This window comes from Halomonas denitrificans, assembly GCF_003056305.1.
GTDB classification, from domain to species: Bacteria; Pseudomonadota; Gammaproteobacteria; order Pseudomonadales; family Halomonadaceae; genus Halomonas; species Halomonas denitrificans.
Genome location: NZ_PYVX01000001.1, coordinates 94,395 through 111,254, shown reverse-complemented (window position 1 = coordinate 111,254; position 16,860 = coordinate 94,395). Strand labels below are relative to the sequence as shown.

Genomic DNA, 16,860 nt, shown 5'->3' with positions numbered 1-16,860 from the left:
TCAGTCCTCCGTGACTGGCTTAAAGCGGCGCAGCTCGAGCAGGCGGTAGCCGGTGTAGTTGCCGAGCAGCAGGATCAGACCCATCAGCATCAGCTGCACGCCGAGGAAGTTGAAGGTGATGTGGCGGATCCAGGGGTTGTTCATCGCCAGGTAGGCGAGCACCGCCGTCATCAGGCTGCCGCCACCCTGGATCAGCACCTGCTTGGGTCCTTCCTCCTCCCACAGGATCGACATCCGTTCTATGGTCCAGGAGAGGATGATCATCGGGAAGAAGGTGATGGTCAGGCCGGCGTTGAGCCCGAAGCGGTAGGAGAGCACCGAAAACACCGAGATGATGGCGATGACCGTGATGATCACCGCCGTCACTCGCGCCACCAGCAACAGGTTCAAGTACGACAGGTAGTTGCGGATTACCAGCCCCACGGCGACCACCATCAGGAAACCGACCAGGCCGGTGATCAGGGTGGTCTGGATGAAGGCCAGGGCGATCAGCACGGGCATGAAGGTGCCCGAGGTCTTGATGCCCACCAGCACCCGCAGCAGCACCACCACCAGCGCGCCGATCGGAATCAGCAGGATGGTCTGGAACAGCGCCTGCTCCTCGAGGGGCAGGCTGTGGATCGAGAAGTTGAGCAGGGTATCGTCGGCCAGCTGGCTGCGCACGGCGGCGGCGGCCGGCTGGTTGCGCGAGAGCATCGAGAAGTTGATGCGCGAGTTGGTACCGCCCTGGACCTCGAGCACCGCCTGGCCGGCGGATTCCCAGAGCAGCAGGTTGTCCGGCCGTCCCTGCTCGCCGGTGCGCGGGTCGAACAGCGCCCACTGGTCCTCCTCGAAGACCTGGATCCACGACGTCAGGTTCTGGCGGCGCCGGCCGTGGTCCAGCATCAGGCCGCTGACCTCGCGCGCCGGCACCCCGGCCTGGTTGAGCAGGCGCACCAGCAGCGGCGTGCGGTCGAACTGGGTCAGCAGCAGCCGCGCATTCTCGCCCTGACGCTCGTCGGTGAAGTCGTGGATCAGCTCGCGGGCGAAGGTGAAGTGGTCGGCGCTACGCGCCCAGGCGCGATCGATCACCTGGCTGGCCGCGGTGTCGTAGGGCGACTCCCACAGGATGTCGCGGCGCAGGGGAGGGGGCTCGCTCTGGGTGGTGCGCGCCTCCGGGGCCACCAGGGCCTGGACGCTGTAGTACAGCTGCTGGTCGCCGACGGCCTCGCGGGTGGACCACTCGGCGCGGCGTCCGCCTTCCTCCTCGAGGAACGCCAGGCCGTAGCCGGGCGAGGCGGTATGCTCGGTGAGGATGCGATAGCCCCGCTGGCTCGAGGGCAGCGCCATGTTGACCTTGGCCGGCCCGCCGTCGGCGGTGAAGTTGACCTGGGCCTCGATCTCCCAGACCTGGCGCAGTTCGCCCGGCGTCCAGGGCACCTCGAACTGCACGTGGCGATGGATGCTCAGGGCGGCGCCGGACACCAGCAGGAGGGTGACGATCAGATAGAAGGGCAGTCGTGACATGGATCTTCCTTGGGGGGAGACGGACGGTCCGGGTCAGGCCCGGACGAAGGCGTCAGCCCTCGGGGTTTGCGTCAGCATCGGTGGCTTCGTCGGCGCCGGCGTCCGCTGCCGGACGCCCACCCGGGAACTCGGGGCGCGCGTGGAGATACTGCTCGGCGACGTCGATGATGGCGATATCGAGCAGGAAGCGGCGGCCAAGCAGGACTGGATGATCGAGATGCGTGCGGTCGTTGAGGGTGAACTGCACCTTCTCGCGCAGCGGCCCGAGGGTCATCAGCAGGCTGATCACCGGCCGGGACTCCTCACCGGTGGCCTGGATGATGCGCACGCGGCGATCCACCGGCGCCTCGATCCACTCGCCGCGGACGTCCTCGACGACGATGTCGTCCTCATTGAGTCCCAGCTTGAAGCGCACCCAGTCTTCGCCATCGCGCTCGAAGCGCGTGATCTCGGTGGCCGAGAGCGAGGACGTCGTGGCGCCCGAGTCGATGCGCGCCTTGAGATAGGTGCCCACGTCGGGCAGGCCGATCCATTCGCTGCGCCCCAGGATCTCCTTGTTGTTGAGGCTGGTTTGTTCGGCGTCGGCGCACTGGCGGGTCGAGGCACGCGGCGCGTCATTCGGGCCGAGCCGTGCGACATCGCCGCGCAGTTGGCGCAGCAGGCTGCCGACCTCGCGCACGTCGGCGGTCAGCGCCTGCTGGTGGCGGAACTGGTGATCCAGGCGCGCTTCCTGGCGCGCATCGCAACGGGCGATCAGCGAATGCTCCAGCTGCGAGACGCGCGCCTCGAATTCCGCGCTGGTCACCGGAGGCGGTGACGGCGCACGTTCGGGAAGATAGGTGCAGCCACCGAACAGCAGGGAAGCGAGGGCGAGGGTGCCGGCAAGCGGCAGGCGTAGACGCATGGACAAGGCTCGAACAGCAGAGTGATGCATGATGATAAGGAGTCGCCGCCAACCTTGTCCAACGTCGACACGCGGCGACAGTATGGTTGCGCTCATTCCACAGGGTGACATCATTTAACATAATATACATTATGCGACTAGCCGGGTCCCCGAATCTGCCGCTCGCCAACGTGCTCTTCACGATCACCTCGATGGTGACCGGATGGCACCGTCGTCGTCGATCCGCTAGCCTGGGCTGTACCTGAAATCGAAACTGGATAGATCATGTACAAGATATTGCGCTTCCGCCTGCTCTTCCTGCTGCTTCTGCTACCGCTACTCGTCGGCTGCAGCAGCGTCGACGTCGAGCGCTACGCCGGGACCACGCCGCGGCTGGACATCGGCGAGTACTTCGACGGCGAGACCCGCGCCTGGGGCATGGTGCAGGACTACCGCGGCGAGGTGCAGCGCCGCTTCACGGTGGTGATCGACGGCACCCTCGAGGGCGACACCCTGACCCTGGACGAGCGCTTCATCTACCAGGATGGTGAGACGGATCGCCGGGTCTGGACCTTCGAGCGCCAGGACGATGCGACCTGGCTCGGCCGCGCCAATGACGTCGAGGGCCCCGTCGAGGCACGCCAGGCCGGCCACGCCTTCAACATGCGCTACCGCCTGCCCGTCGAGGTCTCGGGGCGCGAGCTCACCTTCACGATGGACGACTGGATGTACCTGCAGCCCGACGGACGGCTGATCAACCGCACGGCCATGAGCAAGTTCGGCGTGACGCTGGCCGAGATCACCATCGTCTTCGACCGCGCGCCCTGACGCCAACGCCCCCGGGACTGGGCCGGGGGCGTTGGCGTCTCGCTGGCAGGCGACGCGATCAGAGCGGGGTCTTGTCGTCCGGCTCGTTGGCCGGCGCGTAGGAGCCGTCCTCGCGGTGGACTTCCTTGCCGGTCAGGCCCGGCGTGAAGACGCAGGCCAGGTGCATGGTCTTGCTGGCCCGCAGCAGGTGCTCGTCGTGCTGGTCGAGGATGTAGATGTCGCCCGGCTTGATCGGCCAGATCTTGCCGTCGGCGAGGGTCTCTACCTCGCCTTCGCCCTCCATGCAGAACACCGCCTCGAAGTGATGCTTGTAATGGATATGAGTCTCTGTGCCCTCATGGATCCGGGTGATGTGGAACGAACAGTTGCCGCCATCGTCGGCCAGCGACAGGCGGGTGCTGTCCCAGTTGCCGTTCTCGGCCTTGACCAGGCGGTCGGACTTGCGGGCTTCCTCGAGATTGCGAACGATCATGAATACTCTCCAGTAATGTCGATGGCGAACCGGCCGAGTCCTCGGCCGGTCGAGGACCGGACCGCCCCTCCTCGTGATCGGGCGGTCCTGTCAGCGTATCAGCTCAGCGCTTCGCGCGCGCTGCTCTCGAGGATATCGAGGCCGCGGGCCAGCTCCTCGTCGGTGATGGTCAGCGGGCAGAGGCACTTGACCACCTCGCCGTCCTGGCCACTGGTCTCGATGACCAGGCCGTTCTCGAAGGCCTTGTGGGTGATCTTGTCGGCGATATCGCCGCTACCCACATCGATGCCGCGCATCAGACCGCGGCCGCGCTCGCTGGCCTCGAAGCCCATCTCGTTGAGCATGCCGGCGATGCGTTGGAAGCGCTTGGCGACCACCTCGCCCTTGCGCGCCACTTCCTTCTCGAAGGCGTCGTCGGACCAGTAGGTGCGCAGCGCGGCGGCGGCGGTGGTGAACGCCATCGCGAAGCCGCGGAAGGTGCCGTTGTATTGACCCGGCTTCCAGACGTCGAGCTCCGGGCGCATCAGCACCTGAGCGAACGGCAGCCCCAGGCCCGAGAGCGACTTGGAGTTGGTCACGATGTCCGGGGTGATGCCGGCGTGCTCGAAGCTGAAGAACTTGCCGGTACGCCCGCAGCCTGCCTGGATGTCGTCGGCGATCAGAAGGATGTCGTGGGCGCGGCAGATCTGCTCGAGACGCTTCAGCCACTCGAGGCCGGCGACGTTGATGCCGCCCTCCCCCTGCACGGTCTCGACGATCACCGCGGCCGGCACGTCCAGGCCGCCGGACTTGTCGCCGAGCAGCTTCTCGAAGTAGTCCAGGGTGTCGGCACTCTCGCCCATGTAGCCGTCGAACGGCAGGAAGCTGCCGCCGACCGTCGGCACGCCGCCGGTGGCCTCGCGGAACTTTCGGTTACCGGTGGTGGCCAGCGCGCCCATGGTCACGCCGTGGAAGCCGTTGGTGAAGGTGACGATGTTGTGGCGCCCCTTGGCGTTGCGCGCCAGGCGGATGGCCGCTTCGACGGCGTTGGTGCCGGTCGGCCCCGGGAACTGGACCTTGTAGTCGAGCCCGCGGGGCTTGAGGACGATCTCCTCGAGGGCTTCGAGGTAGTCACGCTTGGCGGCGGTCCAGAAGTCCAGGCCGTGGATGATGTTGTCCTCGGCCAGGTACTCGAGCAGCGCCTGCTTGATCTGCGGGTTGTTGTGGCCGTAGTTCAGCGTGCCGGCGCCGGCCAGGAAGTCGATGTACTCGCGGCCGTCTTCGGCGGTCAGGCGGGCGTTCTGCGCCTTGGTGAAGACCACCGGGAAGGAGCGAGAATAGGTCCGAACGTCGGATTCCATGCGTTCGAGAATCTGGGTCTGCATGTGCGACCTCCTGTGGGTCATGGGAAGGTGAAGAGGACATCTGACCGCGGATGCGGTCGGTAGAAACGCAGGGGCCCGGGCTGCCCGTCGGGCAGCCGGTCCCATGAGAAGCGGATGATCAGATGCGATCGGTCTGGAAGGGTCCGATGCGCACGAGGTTTTCCGGGTCGTGCTCGCCGCCGAGCTGGTCGGTGGAGAAGTACTCGCGGCTGTTGAGCGGGGCGTGCCAGCGATCGGCCAGCCGCCGGAACAGGCCCCAGGAGGCCTGGTTGTCGGGGGTGATGGTGGTCTCGAGGTGGTGCACCTCGGCCATTTCCGGGCGGGACATCACGGCTTCCACCAGGCGGCGCGCCAGGCCGGTGCCACGGGCCTTCTCACCCACCGCCACCTGCCAGAGGAAGTAGGTGTCGGGCGCATTGCTCTTGACGTAGCCGGAGACGAAACCGACCACCTCCCCTTCCTCGTTGGTGGCCAGGGCGCAGCTGTCGCGGAACTGGGTCGCCAGCAGCAGGTAGGCGTAGGCGGAATTGACGTCCAGCGGGGGGCAGGACTTGACCAGCTCGTAGATGCCCCAGCCGTCGTCGGGGTTGGGCTTGCGGATGAACAGCGGCGAGGCCTCGTGGCCGACCACGGCATCGGCCACGGTGGGCCGCGCCAGGTCGGCGGAGGGCGTGAAGGGTTCGGTGGTTGCGGTCATGTCGGTGGTTCGCTGTAGCGAATTTGAGCGGGATTATAACAGCGCCTTATTGCTAATTCAAAATCATGGTTATCCTGGCGCTCCATAACCATAAAATATCATTATGCCGAAGGGGCCAGGCCCGCCATGGCAGGCCTCGGCGCCCGAACGCCACGCCTTCAGAATAGCCCATGGCGAGGTCGGTATAGCGTTGAGGGGCCCCAACGCAAACGGGCCACCCCTGAGGGTGGCCCGTTGGTGACACAGCGTCGCCGATCGCGCTCAGCGGCGGGTCGGGGTGCGCATGGTGACGAACTCCTCGGCGCCGGTGGGATGGATGCCCACGGTGGCGTCGAAATCGGCCTTGGTGAGCCCCGCGCGCACGGCCACGGCGATCCCCTGGATCACCTCGCCGGCCTCCTCGCCCACCATGTGGGCGCCGACCACCACGTCGCTCGCCTCGTCGACGATCAGCTTCATCAGGCAACGCTCGCTGCTGCCCGAGAGGGTGTGCTTCATGGGGCGGAAGTCCGCCGTGTAGACCCGAATCTCGCCGCAGGCCTCGCGGGCCTCGGCCTCGGAGAGGCCCACGGTGCCGATGTTGGGGTGGCAGAACACCGCCGTGGGGATGTGGCGATAGTCCAGCGGGCCCGGCTCGCCCGGCTCGAAGTGATGACGGACCAGCTGCATCGCCTCGGCCAGCGCCACCGGCGTGAGCTCCGGGCCGCCGGTCACGTCGCCCAGCGCCAGGATCGACGGCACCGAGGTCTCGAAGCGCTCGTTGACGGCGAGGTGCCCACTCTCTGTGCGGGCCACGTCCAGCGCCTCGAGGCCGAGCCCCTCGAGATGCGGCCGCCGACCGGTCGCCGCCAGTACCGCGTCCACCTCGAGTGTTTCACCGCTGGTCAGGGTGACGCGCAGGCCGCCCTCGACCTTCTCGATCGCCTCGATGTTGGCGTCGAAGTGCAGGTTGACGCCCTTCTTGGCCATCTCGTCCCGGGTGAACTCGCGCACCTCCTGGTCGAAGCCGCGCAGGAAGAGATCGCCGCGATAGACCAGGTGCGCCTCGCTGCCGAGCCCGTTGAAGATGCTGGCGAACTCCACCGCGATGTAGCCGCCGCCGAGCACCAGGAAGCGCTCGGGGAAGGTCTCGAGATCGAAGACCTGGTTGGAGTCGACCGTAAGCTCCTTGCCGGGGAAGTCCGGGACCCAGGGCCAGCCACCGACGGCCACCAGGATCTTCTCGGCGCTGACAGTCTCGCCGCCGACCTCCACGTGATGGGTGTCCACCACCCGGGCCCGGGCGTTGATCAGGCGCACCCCGGCGTTGTCCAGCAGCCGCCCGTATATCCCGTTGAGCCGCTTGATCTCGCCGATCTTGTTGTCGCGCAGGGTCGCCCAGTCGAAGCGCGGGGCCTCGGCCAGGTGCCAGCCGAAGCCGCCGGCGTCCTCGAAGGCCTCGTGGAAGTGGGCCGCGTAGGAGTAGAGCTTCTTGGGCACGCAGCCGACGTTGACGCAGGTGCCCCCCAGGTAGCGATCCTCGGCCACGGCGACCCGGGCGCCGGTCGCCGCCGCGGTGCGGGCGGCGCGCACGCCGCCGGAACCGGCGCCGATCACGAAGAGGTCGTAGTCGTACTCGGACACAGTAGTCTCCTGATGGTCGTGTCGATCTGGTCGGGCGCGATCATACCAGTCGCGGCCTGGGCCAGGGAGGGCCGCTCCATTGACCCTGGCTATGCCGGTGATCAGAATGCGGACGTCCCATGGCCCGTTCTTCAGAGAAGCCCTCCCATGAAAACCGAAATGCAGCAGCTGCTCGAGCGCAACCGTGACTGGGCCGACAGCGTCCGTCGCCAGGATCCCGACTTCTTCGCCCGGCTGTCGCAGCAGCAGAATCCCGACTATCTGTGGATCGGCTGTTCCGACTCCCGGGTGCCGGCCAACCAGATCATCGACCTGCCGCCCGGCGAGGTCTTCGTCCATCGCAACGTGGCCAACCTGCTGCACCACAACGACATGAACGCCCTCTCGGTGGTCCAGTTCGCGGTCGACGTGCTCAAGGTGAAGCACATCATGATCGTCGGCCACTACGGCTGCGGTGGGGTCAAGGCGGCCGTGACCGGCGACGAGTGCGGCATGGTCGACTACTGGCTGCACTCGGTGCGCGAGCTCTACAGCCGCCATCGCGGCGACCTGGAGTCGCTGCCTCTCGGCGAGCAGGTCGATCGCATGTGCGAGCTCAATGTCCAGGCCCAGGTCAACAACCTGTGTCGTACCAAGATCATCCAGCGCGCCTGGCAGCGCGGCCAGCCGCTCGCCGTGCACGGCTGGGTCTACGGCCTGAGCGACGGTCGCGTCACCGATCTGGAGTGCAGCGTCTCGGGGCTCGACCAGGTCGCCACCCTCTACCACATCGGCCGCCTGACGCCGACCAGCGAGGACTGATGCATCGTTCGCCCGGCGGCCTCATTCGCCGGGCGCATGGCGCCTGTCAAAATTTCGATTGGGCAGGGGCCGCCGGGCTCTCTATGTTGTGGGCTGGACCTTAGCGGTCATGACACCAATAACAAGTCACCCGGCATGGAACGACACATGACTCTCAAGAAGACCCTGCTGGCGAGCGTGATCGGCGCCGCCATGACCACCGCCGTACTGCCCTCCGTGGCCACCGCCGAAACCAGCCTGCGCATGGCCTACGACGCCGACCCGGTGTCGCTGGACATCCACGAGCAGCTCTCCGGCGGCATCCTCCAGCTCTCCCACATGACCTTCGACCCGCTGGTGCGCTGGAACAAGGACCTCTCCTTCGAGCCGCGTCTGGCCACCGACTGGGAGCAGGTGGACGACACCACCATGCGCATGACCCTGCGCGATGACGTGACCTTCCACAGCGGCAATGCCTTCACCGCCGAGGACGTGGTCTGGACCATCGAGCGCCTCAAGCGCAGCCCGGACTTCAAGGCGATCTTCGAGCCGATCGCGAGCGTCACCGCCGTCGACGACACCACGGTGGAGATCACCACCACCAAGCCCTACCCGCTGCTGCTGAACCTGGCCACCTACGTCTTCCCGATGGACAGCGCCTTCTACAGCGGCACCGACGAGGACGGCGACCCCAAGGACGAGATCGTCAAGAACGGCAACTCCTTCGCCTCGAGCCATCTCTCCGGCACCGGCCCCTACGTGGTCACCGAACGCCAGCAGGGCGTGCGCATCGCCTTCGAACGCTTCGATGACTACTGGGACGAGGAGTCCCCGGGCAACGTCGACGAGATCGTCATGACCCCGATCAGCGAGAACGCCACCCGCGTGGCCGCCCTGCTCTCCGGCGACGTCGACTTCATCGCCCCGGTGCCGCCCAACGACCTGGATCGGGTGCGCGAGGACGAGGACGTCCAGCTGGTGACCATGTCGGGCACCCGCATCATCCTCTTCCACATGAACCAGGAGCGCGTCGAGGCCTTCCAGGACCCGCGGGTGCGCCAGGCCTTCGCCTACGCCATCAACCAGGAAGGCATCGCCGATCGCCTGATGAAGGGCTTCGCCACCCCGGCCGCCCAGTTCTCGCCGGAAGGCTACGCCGGCCATGTCGAGAGCCTCGAGCCGCGCTACGACCTGGAGAAGGCCAAGCAGCTGATGGCCGAGGCCGGCTTCGAGGACGGCTTCGAGATCACCATGATGGCGCCCAACAACCGCTACGTGAACGATGCCAAGATCGCCCAGGCGGTCGCCGCCATGCTGGCGCGCATCAACGTCACCGTGGATCTCAAGACGCTGCCCAAGGCCCAGTACTGGGGCGAGTACGACGATCGCGTCGCCGACATGATGATGATCGGCTGGCACTCCGATACCGAGGACTCGGCCAACTTCCACGAGTACCTGACCGCCTGCCCGGACGCCGACACCGGGGCCGGCCAGTACAACGCCGGCAACTACTGCAACCCGGAGCTCGACAAGCTGATCGCCGAGGCCAACCTCGAGGTCGACCTCGAGAAGCGTGCCGAGATGCTCCAGCAGGTCGAACAGGCGCTCTACGACGATGCCGCCTTCCTGCCGCTGCACTGGCAGGACCTGGCCTGGGCCTCGGCCGCCAACGTCGACATCGAGCCGATCCTCAACGTGATGAATTTCCCCTACCTCGGGGACCTGGTCATCCACGAAGAGTAACCCCCGCCGCGCGCCGGCCCCTCGCGGGCCGGCCCTTCGAAACCCTGACCCCTGTGGCGCGCTCGATGCTCGAGTGCGTCACCGCGTGTTGCACACGGGACGCCAGCCATGATCGCTTTCCTGATCAAGCGCCTCTACCATGCCCTGCTGGTGATGTTCGTCATCAGCATCATCGCCTTCGCCATCCAGGACAACCTGGGCGACCCCATCCAGCAGATGGTCGGCCAGTCGGTGCCCGAGAGCGAGCGCGAGGCCCTGCGCGAGGAGCTGGGGCTCAACGACCCCTTCCTGGTCCAGTACCTGCGGTTCGCCGGGAACGCCGTCCAGTTCGACTTCGGCTACTCCTACACCTTCAACCAGCCGACCACCGAGGTCATCATGCGCCACCTGCCGGCGACCCTCGAGCTGGTGGCGGCCAGTACCTTCCTGATCATCGCGCTGTCGGTCCCGATCGGCGTGTACAGCGCCATCCGGCCCCGGGCCTGGCTGTCGCGCTTCTTCATGGGGGTGTCGATCGTCGGCATCTCAATCCCGGTCTTCCTGACCGCCATCGTGCTGATCCAGATCTTCGCCATCGGGGTGAGCGTCTCGCCCTTCCCCGCCGATACCGGCTGGGGCGCCTGGCTCAATGAGGCGCTCTCCACCGACGGCGGCATGCCGGCCTACGGGCGCGGCGACCCGGTCAACGTCTTCGGCACCTGGGACACCAATTTCGCCTCGCTGACCGGGCTGACCTACCTGGTGCTGCCGGCGGTCTCGCTGGCCTCGATCATGCTGCCGCTGTTCATCCGCCTGATCCGCGCCGAGATGCTCGAGGTGCTGCAGTCCGAGTACGTGAAGTTCGCCCGCGCCAAGGGCATCTCGCTGCGCCGCATCTACTTCATCCATGCGCTGAAGAACACCATGCTGCCGGTGATCACCGTGGGCGGGGTGCAGATCGGCACCCTGGTGGCCTACACCATCCTCACCGAGACGGTCTTCCAGTGGCCGGGCATGGGGCTGATGTTCCTCAACGCCATCCAGCGCTCCGACGTGCCGCTGATCGTGACCTACCTGATGATCGTGGGCCTGATCTTCGTGATCACCAACACCCTGGTCGACCTCATCTACGGCCTGGTCAATCCCACCGTCAAACTGACAGGGAAGCCCGCATGACTACCACGAACTCTTCCATGGCAGCCGCGCCGGTGGCGAGCCGCTGGTCGCGTTTCCGCGGCTCCTACCTGCTCTACAGCTTCAAGCGCGACCCGGTCGCCCAGCTCAGCCTGCTGGTGTTCATCATGCTGGTCGGCGTCGCGGTGCTGGCCCCGTGGCTGGCGCCGATGGACCCCTACGACCTGGCGCAGATCGATATCCTCGCCTCGGAGCTGCCGCCCTTCTGGATCGACGGCAGCGATCCGGCCTACGTGATGGGCACCGACGCCCAGGGGCGCGACCTGCTCTCGACCATCCTCTATGGCGCCCGGGTGTCGCTGATCATCGGCTTCGGCGCCGTGGCGCTGCAGGCCCTGCTCGGCGTCAGCTTCGGCCTGCTCGCCGGCTACCTCGGCGGGCGCGTCGACGCCTTCCTGATGCGCCTGGCCGACATCCAGCTGTCGTTCTCTACCCTGATGGTGGCCATCGTTGTCGGCGCCCTGGTCAAGGCGGTCTTCGGCGGCGCCACCTACAGTGACTACGCGGTGCCGCTGCTGGTGCTGATCATCGGCCTGGCGGAGTGGCCGCAGTACGCGCGCACGGTGCGCGCCTCGGTGCTCGCCGAGCGCAGCAAGGAGTACGTCGACGCCGCCCGGGTGATGGGCTTCACCAGTCGGCGCATCATGTTCCGCCACATCCTGCCCAACACCCTGTCGCCGATCTTCGTCATCTCCACGGTGCAGGTGGCCAACGCCATCATCTCCGAGGCGGCGCTGTCGTTCCTGGGGCTCGGCATGCCGGAAACGCACCCGTCGCTGGGCTCGCTGATCAAGTCGGGCTTCGACTACATCCAGTCGGGCTCCTGGTGGATCACCCTGATCCCCGGGGCCGTGCTGGTCATCCTCGTGCTGGTGATCAACCTGCTCGGCGACTGGCTGCGCGACGTCCTCAATCCGCGACTCTACAAGGGCTGATTCCCATGGCACTCCTCGACGTAAACAACCTCGACGTGCGCTTCGCCCTGCGCCGCGGCGACGTGCAGGCCCTGCGAGACGTCTGCTTCAGCCTGGAGCGCGGCGAACGCCTCGGCATCGTGGGCGAGTCCGGCGCCGGCAAGTCGGTGGCGGCCTTCAGCCTGCTCAACCTGATCGCCAAGCCCGGCTACATCGCCGGCGGCAGCATCCGCTTCGATGGCCAGGAACTCACCGACATGAGCGACCGCGGCCTGCGTCACGTGCGCGGCCACCGCATGTCGATGATCTTCCAGGACCCGATGATGACCCTGAACCCGGTGCTGACCATCGGCGAGCAGATGGTCGAGTGCCTGAAGGCGCACCGGCGGATCTCCACCAGGGAGGCCCGGGCGATCTCGCTGCGCAAGCTCGAGCAGGTGCAGATCCCCTCCCCCGCGGCGCGCCTGGACCAGTATCCCCACGAGCTCTCCGGGGGCATGCGCCAACGGGTGATCATCGCCATCGCGCTGCTGCTCGACCCGGACATCATCATCGCCGACGAGCCGACCACGGCGCTGGACGTGACCATCCAGGCCGAGATCATGGCGCTGCTGCTCGAGCTCTGCGAGAAGCACAACGTCGGCCTGATCCTGATCACCCACGATCTCGGCGTGGTCAGCCAGGTCACCCAGCGCATGCTGGTGATGTACGCGGGCCGGGTGATCGAGCAGGGCCCGACCCGGGAGATCATCAACGATCCCCAGCACCCCTACACCCAGGGGCTGATCAATGCCCTGCCGCAGATGGCCACGCCCGGCGCGCGCCTCAACCAGATCCCCGGCAGCATGCCGTCGCTGGACAACCTGCCGAGCGGCTGCGCCTTCCATCCGCGCTGCGGCTTCGTCGAGCGCGCCGACGGCTCGACCCGCCACGCCTGCACCGACGACGTGCCCGACTTCGTGACTTCCGGCAACTGCCGGGTCGCCTGCCACATGGTCGCCGAGATGCTCGATCGCGAGCGCATCCCGGCCGAGGAGATCCGCTGATGAGTTCGACTGCCCACGCCACCGCCGCCGAGCCTGCCACCCCGCTGCTGGAGATTCGCGGCGTGGAGAAGCGCTTCTCGCTCTCCGGCGACTTCCTCGAGCAGCTCAAGTTCAAGGGCGGCAAGCTGGTCCGCGAGCAGAAGCACGTGCACGCCATCAACGGCGTCGACCTGGAGATCCAGCGCGGCGAGGCGCTCTGCGTGGTCGGCGAGTCCGGCTGCGGCAAGTCCACCGTGGCGCGCACCGTGATGGGGCTCCTCCATCCCAGCGCCGGCGAGATCCGCTACGACGGCGAGCGCATCGATGATCTCTCCCACCAGGCGCTGATGCCCTATCGCCGCCGCATGCAGATGATCTTCCAGAACCCCTATGCGTCGCTGAACCCGCGCATGACCATCCAGCAGACCCTGGAGGAGCCGATCCGCCTGCACCACCCGGACTGGTCGGCGCAGCGGGTCAAGGACCAGGTCGCCGAGGTGATGGACTCGGTGGGCATCGCCGCCGACTGGGGGGGCCGCTACGGCCACGAGTTCTCCGGCGGCCAGCGTCAGCGCATCGCCATCGCCCGGGCGCTGGCGGTGGACCCGGAGTTCATCGTCGCCGATGAGCCGATCTCGGCGCTGGACGTGTCGATCCAGGCCCAGGTGCTCAACCTGCTGATGGAGGCCCAGCAGCAGCGCAACCTGACCTACCTGTTCATCACCCACGACCTCGCCGTGGTGGAGCACTTCGGCACCCGGGTGGCGGTGATGTACCTGGGGCGGGTCTGCGAGGTGGCGCCCACGGCGACCCTCTTCGCCCGGCCGCGCCACCCCTACACCCAGGCGCTGATGTCGGCCATCCCGCGCCTCGAGGACGACCGTCCGCAGCACATCCGCCTGCAGGGCGAGGTGCCCACGCCGGTCAACCTGCCGTCGGGCTGCGTCTTCCACGGGCGCTGCCCCCACGCCAACGAGCGCTGTCGCAGCGAGATCCCGGCGCTGATCGCCACCGACGACGGCGGCCAGGTGGCCTGCCATGCCGTGGAGGAAGGGCGCATCGACTGATGCCCCGAGGGGTATGGCACAATGCCGGGTGTGACACCCGGCCCTGGCTCGAGGATCGACATGGAACTGCGCTGGCTGGAAGACTTCATTGTCCTGGCCCGGACCCAGCACTTCTCGCGGGCGGCGGAGGAGCAGAACGTCACCCAGCCGACCTTCTCGCGGCGCATCAAGCTGCTCGAGGAGGGCATGGGCACCACCCTGATCAACCGCCAGACCCTGCCGCTGACGCTGACGCCGGCCGGCGAGGAGTTCCTGGCGCTGAGCCTGGAGGTGACGCGCCGGGTCGCCGCGACCCGGCAGCGGCTGTCGCAGCTGGCCGAGGAGCAGGCCAGCCAGCTGCGCCTGGCCGCGCCCCAGAGCCTGCTGGCGCACTTCCTGCCGGCCTGGCTCGCCAGCTTCACCAACCCGCCGCCGCTGACTCCCTACCTGCGGGCTACCGGCTGGCTGGCCAGCGACTTCTTCGAGGCACTGGCCCGCGACGAGTGCGACCTGGTGCTCACCTACTGGCCGCGGGTCGAGGGGCCCCAGATGCCCGAGACCGACGGCCTCGAGCACTGCTGCCTCGACCGCGAACGCCTGGTGCCGGTGTCGCTGCCCGAGGCCGACGGTCGGCCCCGCTTCTCGCTGGCGGCGGGCCCGCGTGCCAGCCTGCCGCTGATCGCCTACCATCCCCGCGGGCTGACGGACATGGCGCTGCGCCGCCATCTCGAGAACATCCCCGGGGCGCCGGACTTCCGGGTGCTCCACGAGAGCATCCAGAGCGGTAACATCCGCGAGCTGGTCGGCCTGGGCTATGGGCTGGGCTGGCTGCCCGAGCGCGTGGTGCAGGAGACGCTGGACGCGGGCACCCTGGTGCGCGCCGGCGACGCCCGCTGGGACGTGCCGCTGGAGATCCGCCTCTATCGCCGGCGGGGCGTGGACCATGCCGCCATCGAGGCGCTCTGGGAGGCGCTGGCGACGGACAGTGAGTCGCGCCGTGCGCTCTGAGCGACGGTTGGCCTGATATCCTGTGACCCCGCCCCCACCCTTGTTCGCTGGCGCACGTGGAGCCCCTCATGGACGAGCCCTGGCAGATCGCCGACTTTCGCGCGCCCCCGGGGCTTGGCAATCGCCACGTCCAGACCCTGCTGCCGCGGGCCCTGCCCCGTGCCGCAGTGCAAACCCGCGGCGAGATCCTCGAGCTGCCCGACGGCGACTTCGTCGAGCTGGCCTGGGCCCGGCCGGCGCCGGTCGAGGCCGAGGCGCCCGTCATGGTGCTCTTCCATGGGCTGGAGGGCTCGCTCGACTCCCCCTATGCCCCGGCGCTGTTGAAGGTCGCCGCCGGACTCGGCTGGCGCGCCGTGCTGATGCACTTTCGCGGCTGCGGTGCGCACCCCAACCGCCTGCCGCGCGCCTATCACAGCGGTGACACCGCCGACGCGGCCTTCCTGATCGACCGGCTGGCGCAGCGCTATCCCCTCGCCCCGAAGGTCGCCGTGGGCGTCTCGCTGGGCGGCAACATGCTGGCCAAGCTGGTCGCGGAGCGGGGTGGCCCGGGATTCGACCTGGCCGGGGCCATCGTCATCAGCGCGCCCCTGGACCTCGCCGCCTGCGCCGACACCCTGAGCCGGGGCTTCTCCCGGCTCTACGAGCGCCACCTGCTCGCCTCGCTCAAGCGGAAGATGGCCGAGCGCCTGGCGCGCGAGAGGCTGCCGCTGGCGATTGGCCCTGGCGAACTCGCCGCGCTCGAGAGCCTGCGCGCCTACGACGATGCCGTGACCGCCCCGCTGCACGGCTTCGACGGCGCCGCCGACTACTACCGGCGGGCCTCGGCCGGCCCCCTGCTGGGTGACGTGATGCTGCCGATGCTGGTGCTGCACGCCGACGACGATCCCTTCATGCCGCCGGCGCTCTTCAGCCGCTTCCCGAGGCCCTCCCCCGCGGTGCGCGTGGAGCTCGCCCGCCACGGCGGGCACGTCGGCTTCGTCGAGTGGCGCGATGGCCGCCCCGCCTCGTGGCTCGCCAGGCGCGTCGCCCTCCAGCTCGCCGCCTGGCACGCCCCGCGCTCGGACCGGTGATGCCCCGGCCGGCGCGAGGCGCGGCGACGAGAAATGTCGCGACCTTAACCCATGTTGTCGCCGATGCCCGGCGAGGGTGCCTAGTCTGCTCCCATGGCGAGGCCGAGCCCAGCAGAGCTCCGCCTGGATTCATCCCACAGGAGGGAGCTCATGGACCTGTCGAACCAAGCGCCCATGCTGCCCGCGGAACTGCTCCAGGCGGTCGTCGCGCATGAAGACCGAGAAGCGCAACGCTACCGCTGGCGGGCACTGCGCTTCCTGACCTACCACCCCGGCCTCAGTAGGCTGATGGAGGCACTGGCCGACGAGAGCCGCGATCGACGCGAGGTGCTGATCGAGGCGCTGACGGGGGAGCGCCCGGCCGCGCCCGGCCAGGCCGCGGCGCCCGGGGAGTGCGCGAGTCCCGGCGCAGCGCACTTCTTCATCGTCGACGACGACACGGCACTCCTGGAGCTGAGCCGCAGCCTGCTGGAGGCGCGGCGAACGGCGCGTTTCTATGCGCGGCTGCGACGCGGGGGCGCGATCCCGGGCGTGGACGGGCTGCTTGGCGACTGCGTCACCCAGTGTCGGGCGCATGCCCGGCTGCTCGAGGAGACGCGCCGGGCGCTTCCCGTCCGCCGCCGCTCGCTGGGAAGCGTCGCGCGCGGCCGTCGATGCCGCCGGCGCATCGGCTGAGGGCATCGCCGGGCGCTCACGCGTTCGGGCTTGGGCATGGCGCTATAGTGAAC

Annotated in this window: 16 protein-coding genes; 10 read left to right on the top strand and 6 right to left on the bottom strand. The window is 67.9% G+C overall.

What is annotated here, in order from left to right; all coding sequences use genetic code 11:
- Nucleotides 1-1,506, bottom strand: coding sequence for a UUP1 family membrane protein (locus C9F13_RS00495; protein WP_108444292.1), 1,506 nt, complete (start codon nucleotides 1,504-1,506; stop codon nucleotides 1-3).
- A gap of 52 nt (nucleotides 1,507-1,558) precedes the next feature.
- Nucleotides 1,559-2,410 carry an ATP-dependent zinc protease family protein gene (locus C9F13_RS00490; RefSeq protein ID WP_108444291.1) on the bottom strand — a complete coding sequence of 284 codons (852 nt, stop codon included), beginning with the start codon at nucleotides 2,408-2,410 and terminating at the stop codon, nucleotides 1,559-1,561.
- A gap of 264 nt (nucleotides 2,411-2,674) precedes the next feature.
- On the opposite strand from C9F13_RS00490, the gene C9F13_RS00485 reads away from it, so the two are divergent.
- Nucleotides 2,675-3,217: a DUF3833 domain-containing protein gene (locus tag C9F13_RS00485; RefSeq protein ID WP_108444290.1), complete on the top strand. Its 543-nt coding sequence runs from the start codon at nucleotides 2,675-2,677 to the stop codon at nucleotides 3,215-3,217.
- 58 nt (nucleotides 3,218-3,275) lie between these two features.
- Here C9F13_RS00485 and C9F13_RS00480 read toward each other — a convergent pair whose 3' ends face one another.
- From C9F13_RS00480 to gorA, 4 genes are all read right to left on the bottom strand, one after another.
- Complete coding sequence (locus C9F13_RS00480) at nucleotides 3,276-3,689, bottom strand: ectoine synthase (protein WP_108444289.1); 414 nt, start codon at nucleotides 3,687-3,689, stop codon at nucleotides 3,276-3,278.
- 98 nt (nucleotides 3,690-3,787) lie between these two features.
- Complete coding sequence (gene ectB, locus C9F13_RS00475; protein WP_108444288.1) at nucleotides 3,788-5,053, bottom strand: diaminobutyrate--2-oxoglutarate transaminase; 1,266 nt, start codon at nucleotides 5,051-5,053, stop codon at nucleotides 3,788-3,790.
- Between the two features lie 118 nt (nucleotides 5,054-5,171).
- The gene (gene ectA / locus C9F13_RS00470) at nucleotides 5,172-5,750 is read right to left on the bottom strand and encodes a diaminobutyrate acetyltransferase (RefSeq protein WP_108444287.1); all 579 of its coding nucleotides are present in this window, start codon (nucleotides 5,748-5,750) and stop codon (nucleotides 5,172-5,174) included.
- 261 nt (nucleotides 5,751-6,011) lie between these two features.
- Nucleotides 6,012-7,373 (bottom strand): glutathione-disulfide reductase, encoded by a 1,362-nt coding sequence (gene gorA, locus C9F13_RS00465; protein ID WP_108444286.1) that lies wholly within the window; start codon nucleotides 7,371-7,373, stop codon nucleotides 6,012-6,014.
- 147 nt (nucleotides 7,374-7,520) lie between these two features.
- Here gorA and can point away from each other — a divergent pair, with 147 nt between their 5' ends.
- The 9 genes from can to C9F13_RS17565 all read left to right on the top strand — a co-directional run bounded on the left by can (nucleotide 7,521) and on the right by C9F13_RS17565 (nucleotide 16,807).
- Nucleotides 7,521-8,174 (top strand): carbonate dehydratase, encoded by a 654-nt coding sequence (gene can / locus C9F13_RS00460; RefSeq protein ID WP_108444285.1) that lies wholly within the window; start codon nucleotides 7,521-7,523, stop codon nucleotides 8,172-8,174.
- Between the two features lie 147 nt (nucleotides 8,175-8,321).
- Entirely contained in the window at nucleotides 8,322-9,896 is a 1,575-nt protein-coding gene (locus C9F13_RS00455; RefSeq protein WP_108444284.1) for an ABC transporter substrate-binding protein, read from the top strand.
- A gap of 108 nt (nucleotides 9,897-10,004) precedes the next feature.
- On the top strand, nucleotides 10,005-11,051 hold the full coding sequence (locus C9F13_RS00450) for an ABC transporter permease (RefSeq protein WP_108444283.1): 1,047 nt from the start codon (nucleotides 10,005-10,007) through the stop codon (nucleotides 11,049-11,051).
- The gene (locus C9F13_RS00445; protein ID WP_108444282.1) at nucleotides 11,048-12,004 is read left to right on the top strand and encodes an ABC transporter permease; all 957 of its coding nucleotides are present in this window, start codon (nucleotides 11,048-11,050) and stop codon (nucleotides 12,002-12,004) included. Before C9F13_RS00450 ends, C9F13_RS00445 begins: the two co-directional genes overlap by 4 nt.
- 5 nt (nucleotides 12,005-12,009) lie before the next feature.
- Nucleotides 12,010-13,029 carry an ABC transporter ATP-binding protein gene (locus C9F13_RS00440; protein WP_108444281.1) on the top strand — a complete coding sequence of 340 codons (1,020 nt, stop codon included), beginning with the start codon at nucleotides 12,010-12,012 and terminating at the stop codon, nucleotides 13,027-13,029.
- The gene (locus tag C9F13_RS00435) at nucleotides 13,029-14,075 is read left to right on the top strand and encodes an ABC transporter ATP-binding protein (protein ID WP_108444280.1); all 1,047 of its coding nucleotides are present in this window, start codon (nucleotides 13,029-13,031) and stop codon (nucleotides 14,073-14,075) included. The genes C9F13_RS00440 and C9F13_RS00435 overlap by 1 nt, the downstream gene beginning before the upstream one ends.
- Before the next feature lie 60 nt (nucleotides 14,076-14,135).
- Entirely contained in the window at nucleotides 14,136-15,062 is a 927-nt protein-coding gene (locus tag C9F13_RS00430; protein ID WP_108444279.1) for a LysR family transcriptional regulator, read from the top strand.
- A gap of 68 nt (nucleotides 15,063-15,130) precedes the next feature.
- Nucleotides 15,131-16,132, top strand: coding sequence for a hydrolase (locus C9F13_RS00425; RefSeq protein ID WP_108444278.1), 1,002 nt, complete (start codon nucleotides 15,131-15,133; stop codon nucleotides 16,130-16,132).
- A 150-nt stretch (nucleotides 16,133-16,282) separates the two neighbouring features.
- A complete protein-coding gene (locus tag C9F13_RS17565; RefSeq protein ID WP_170121118.1) occupies nucleotides 16,283-16,807 on the top strand; it encodes a hypothetical protein in 525 nt (174 codons plus the stop codon).
- The last annotated feature ends 53 nt before the right edge of the window (nucleotides 16,808-16,860 follow it).

Coding starts and splice junctions, on each gene's coding strand:
- C9F13_RS00440 (WP_108444281.1), top strand. CDS start 12,010: ATGGCACTCCTCGACGTAAACAACCTCGACGTGCGCTTCGCCCTGCGC.
- C9F13_RS00455 (WP_108444284.1), top strand. CDS start 8,322: ATGACTCTCAAGAAGACCCTGCTGGCGAGCGTGATCGGCGCCGCCATG.
- ectB (WP_108444288.1), bottom strand. CDS start 5,053: ATGCAGACCCAGATTCTCGAACGCATGGAATCCGACGTTCGGACCTAT.
- C9F13_RS00490 (WP_108444291.1), bottom strand. CDS start 2,410: ATGCGTCTACGCCTGCCGCTTGCCGGCACCCTCGCCCTCGCTTCCCTG.
- C9F13_RS00485 (WP_108444290.1), top strand. CDS start 2,675: ATGTACAAGATATTGCGCTTCCGCCTGCTCTTCCTGCTGCTTCTGCTA.
- C9F13_RS00425 (WP_108444278.1), top strand. CDS start 15,131: ATGGACGAGCCCTGGCAGATCGCCGACTTTCGCGCGCCCCCGGGGCTT.
- C9F13_RS00495 (WP_108444292.1), bottom strand. CDS start 1,506: ATGTCACGACTGCCCTTCTATCTGATCGTCACCCTCCTGCTGGTGTCC.
- C9F13_RS00480 (WP_108444289.1), bottom strand. CDS start 3,689: ATGATCGTTCGCAATCTCGAGGAAGCCCGCAAGTCCGACCGCCTGGTC.
- C9F13_RS17565 (WP_170121118.1), top strand. CDS start 16,283: ATGGACCTGTCGAACCAAGCGCCCATGCTGCCCGCGGAACTGCTCCAG.
- ectA (WP_108444287.1), bottom strand. CDS start 5,750: ATGACCGCAACCACCGAACCCTTCACGCCCTCCGCCGACCTGGCGCGG.
- C9F13_RS00450 (WP_108444283.1), top strand. CDS start 10,005: ATGATCGCTTTCCTGATCAAGCGCCTCTACCATGCCCTGCTGGTGATG.
- can (WP_108444285.1), top strand. CDS start 7,521: ATGAAAACCGAAATGCAGCAGCTGCTCGAGCGCAACCGTGACTGGGCC.
- C9F13_RS00445 (WP_108444282.1), top strand. CDS start 11,048: ATGACTACCACGAACTCTTCCATGGCAGCCGCGCCGGTGGCGAGCCGC.
- C9F13_RS00430 (WP_108444279.1), top strand. CDS start 14,136: ATGGAACTGCGCTGGCTGGAAGACTTCATTGTCCTGGCCCGGACCCAG.
- C9F13_RS00435 (WP_108444280.1), top strand. CDS start 13,029: ATGAGTTCGACTGCCCACGCCACCGCCGCCGAGCCTGCCACCCCGCTG.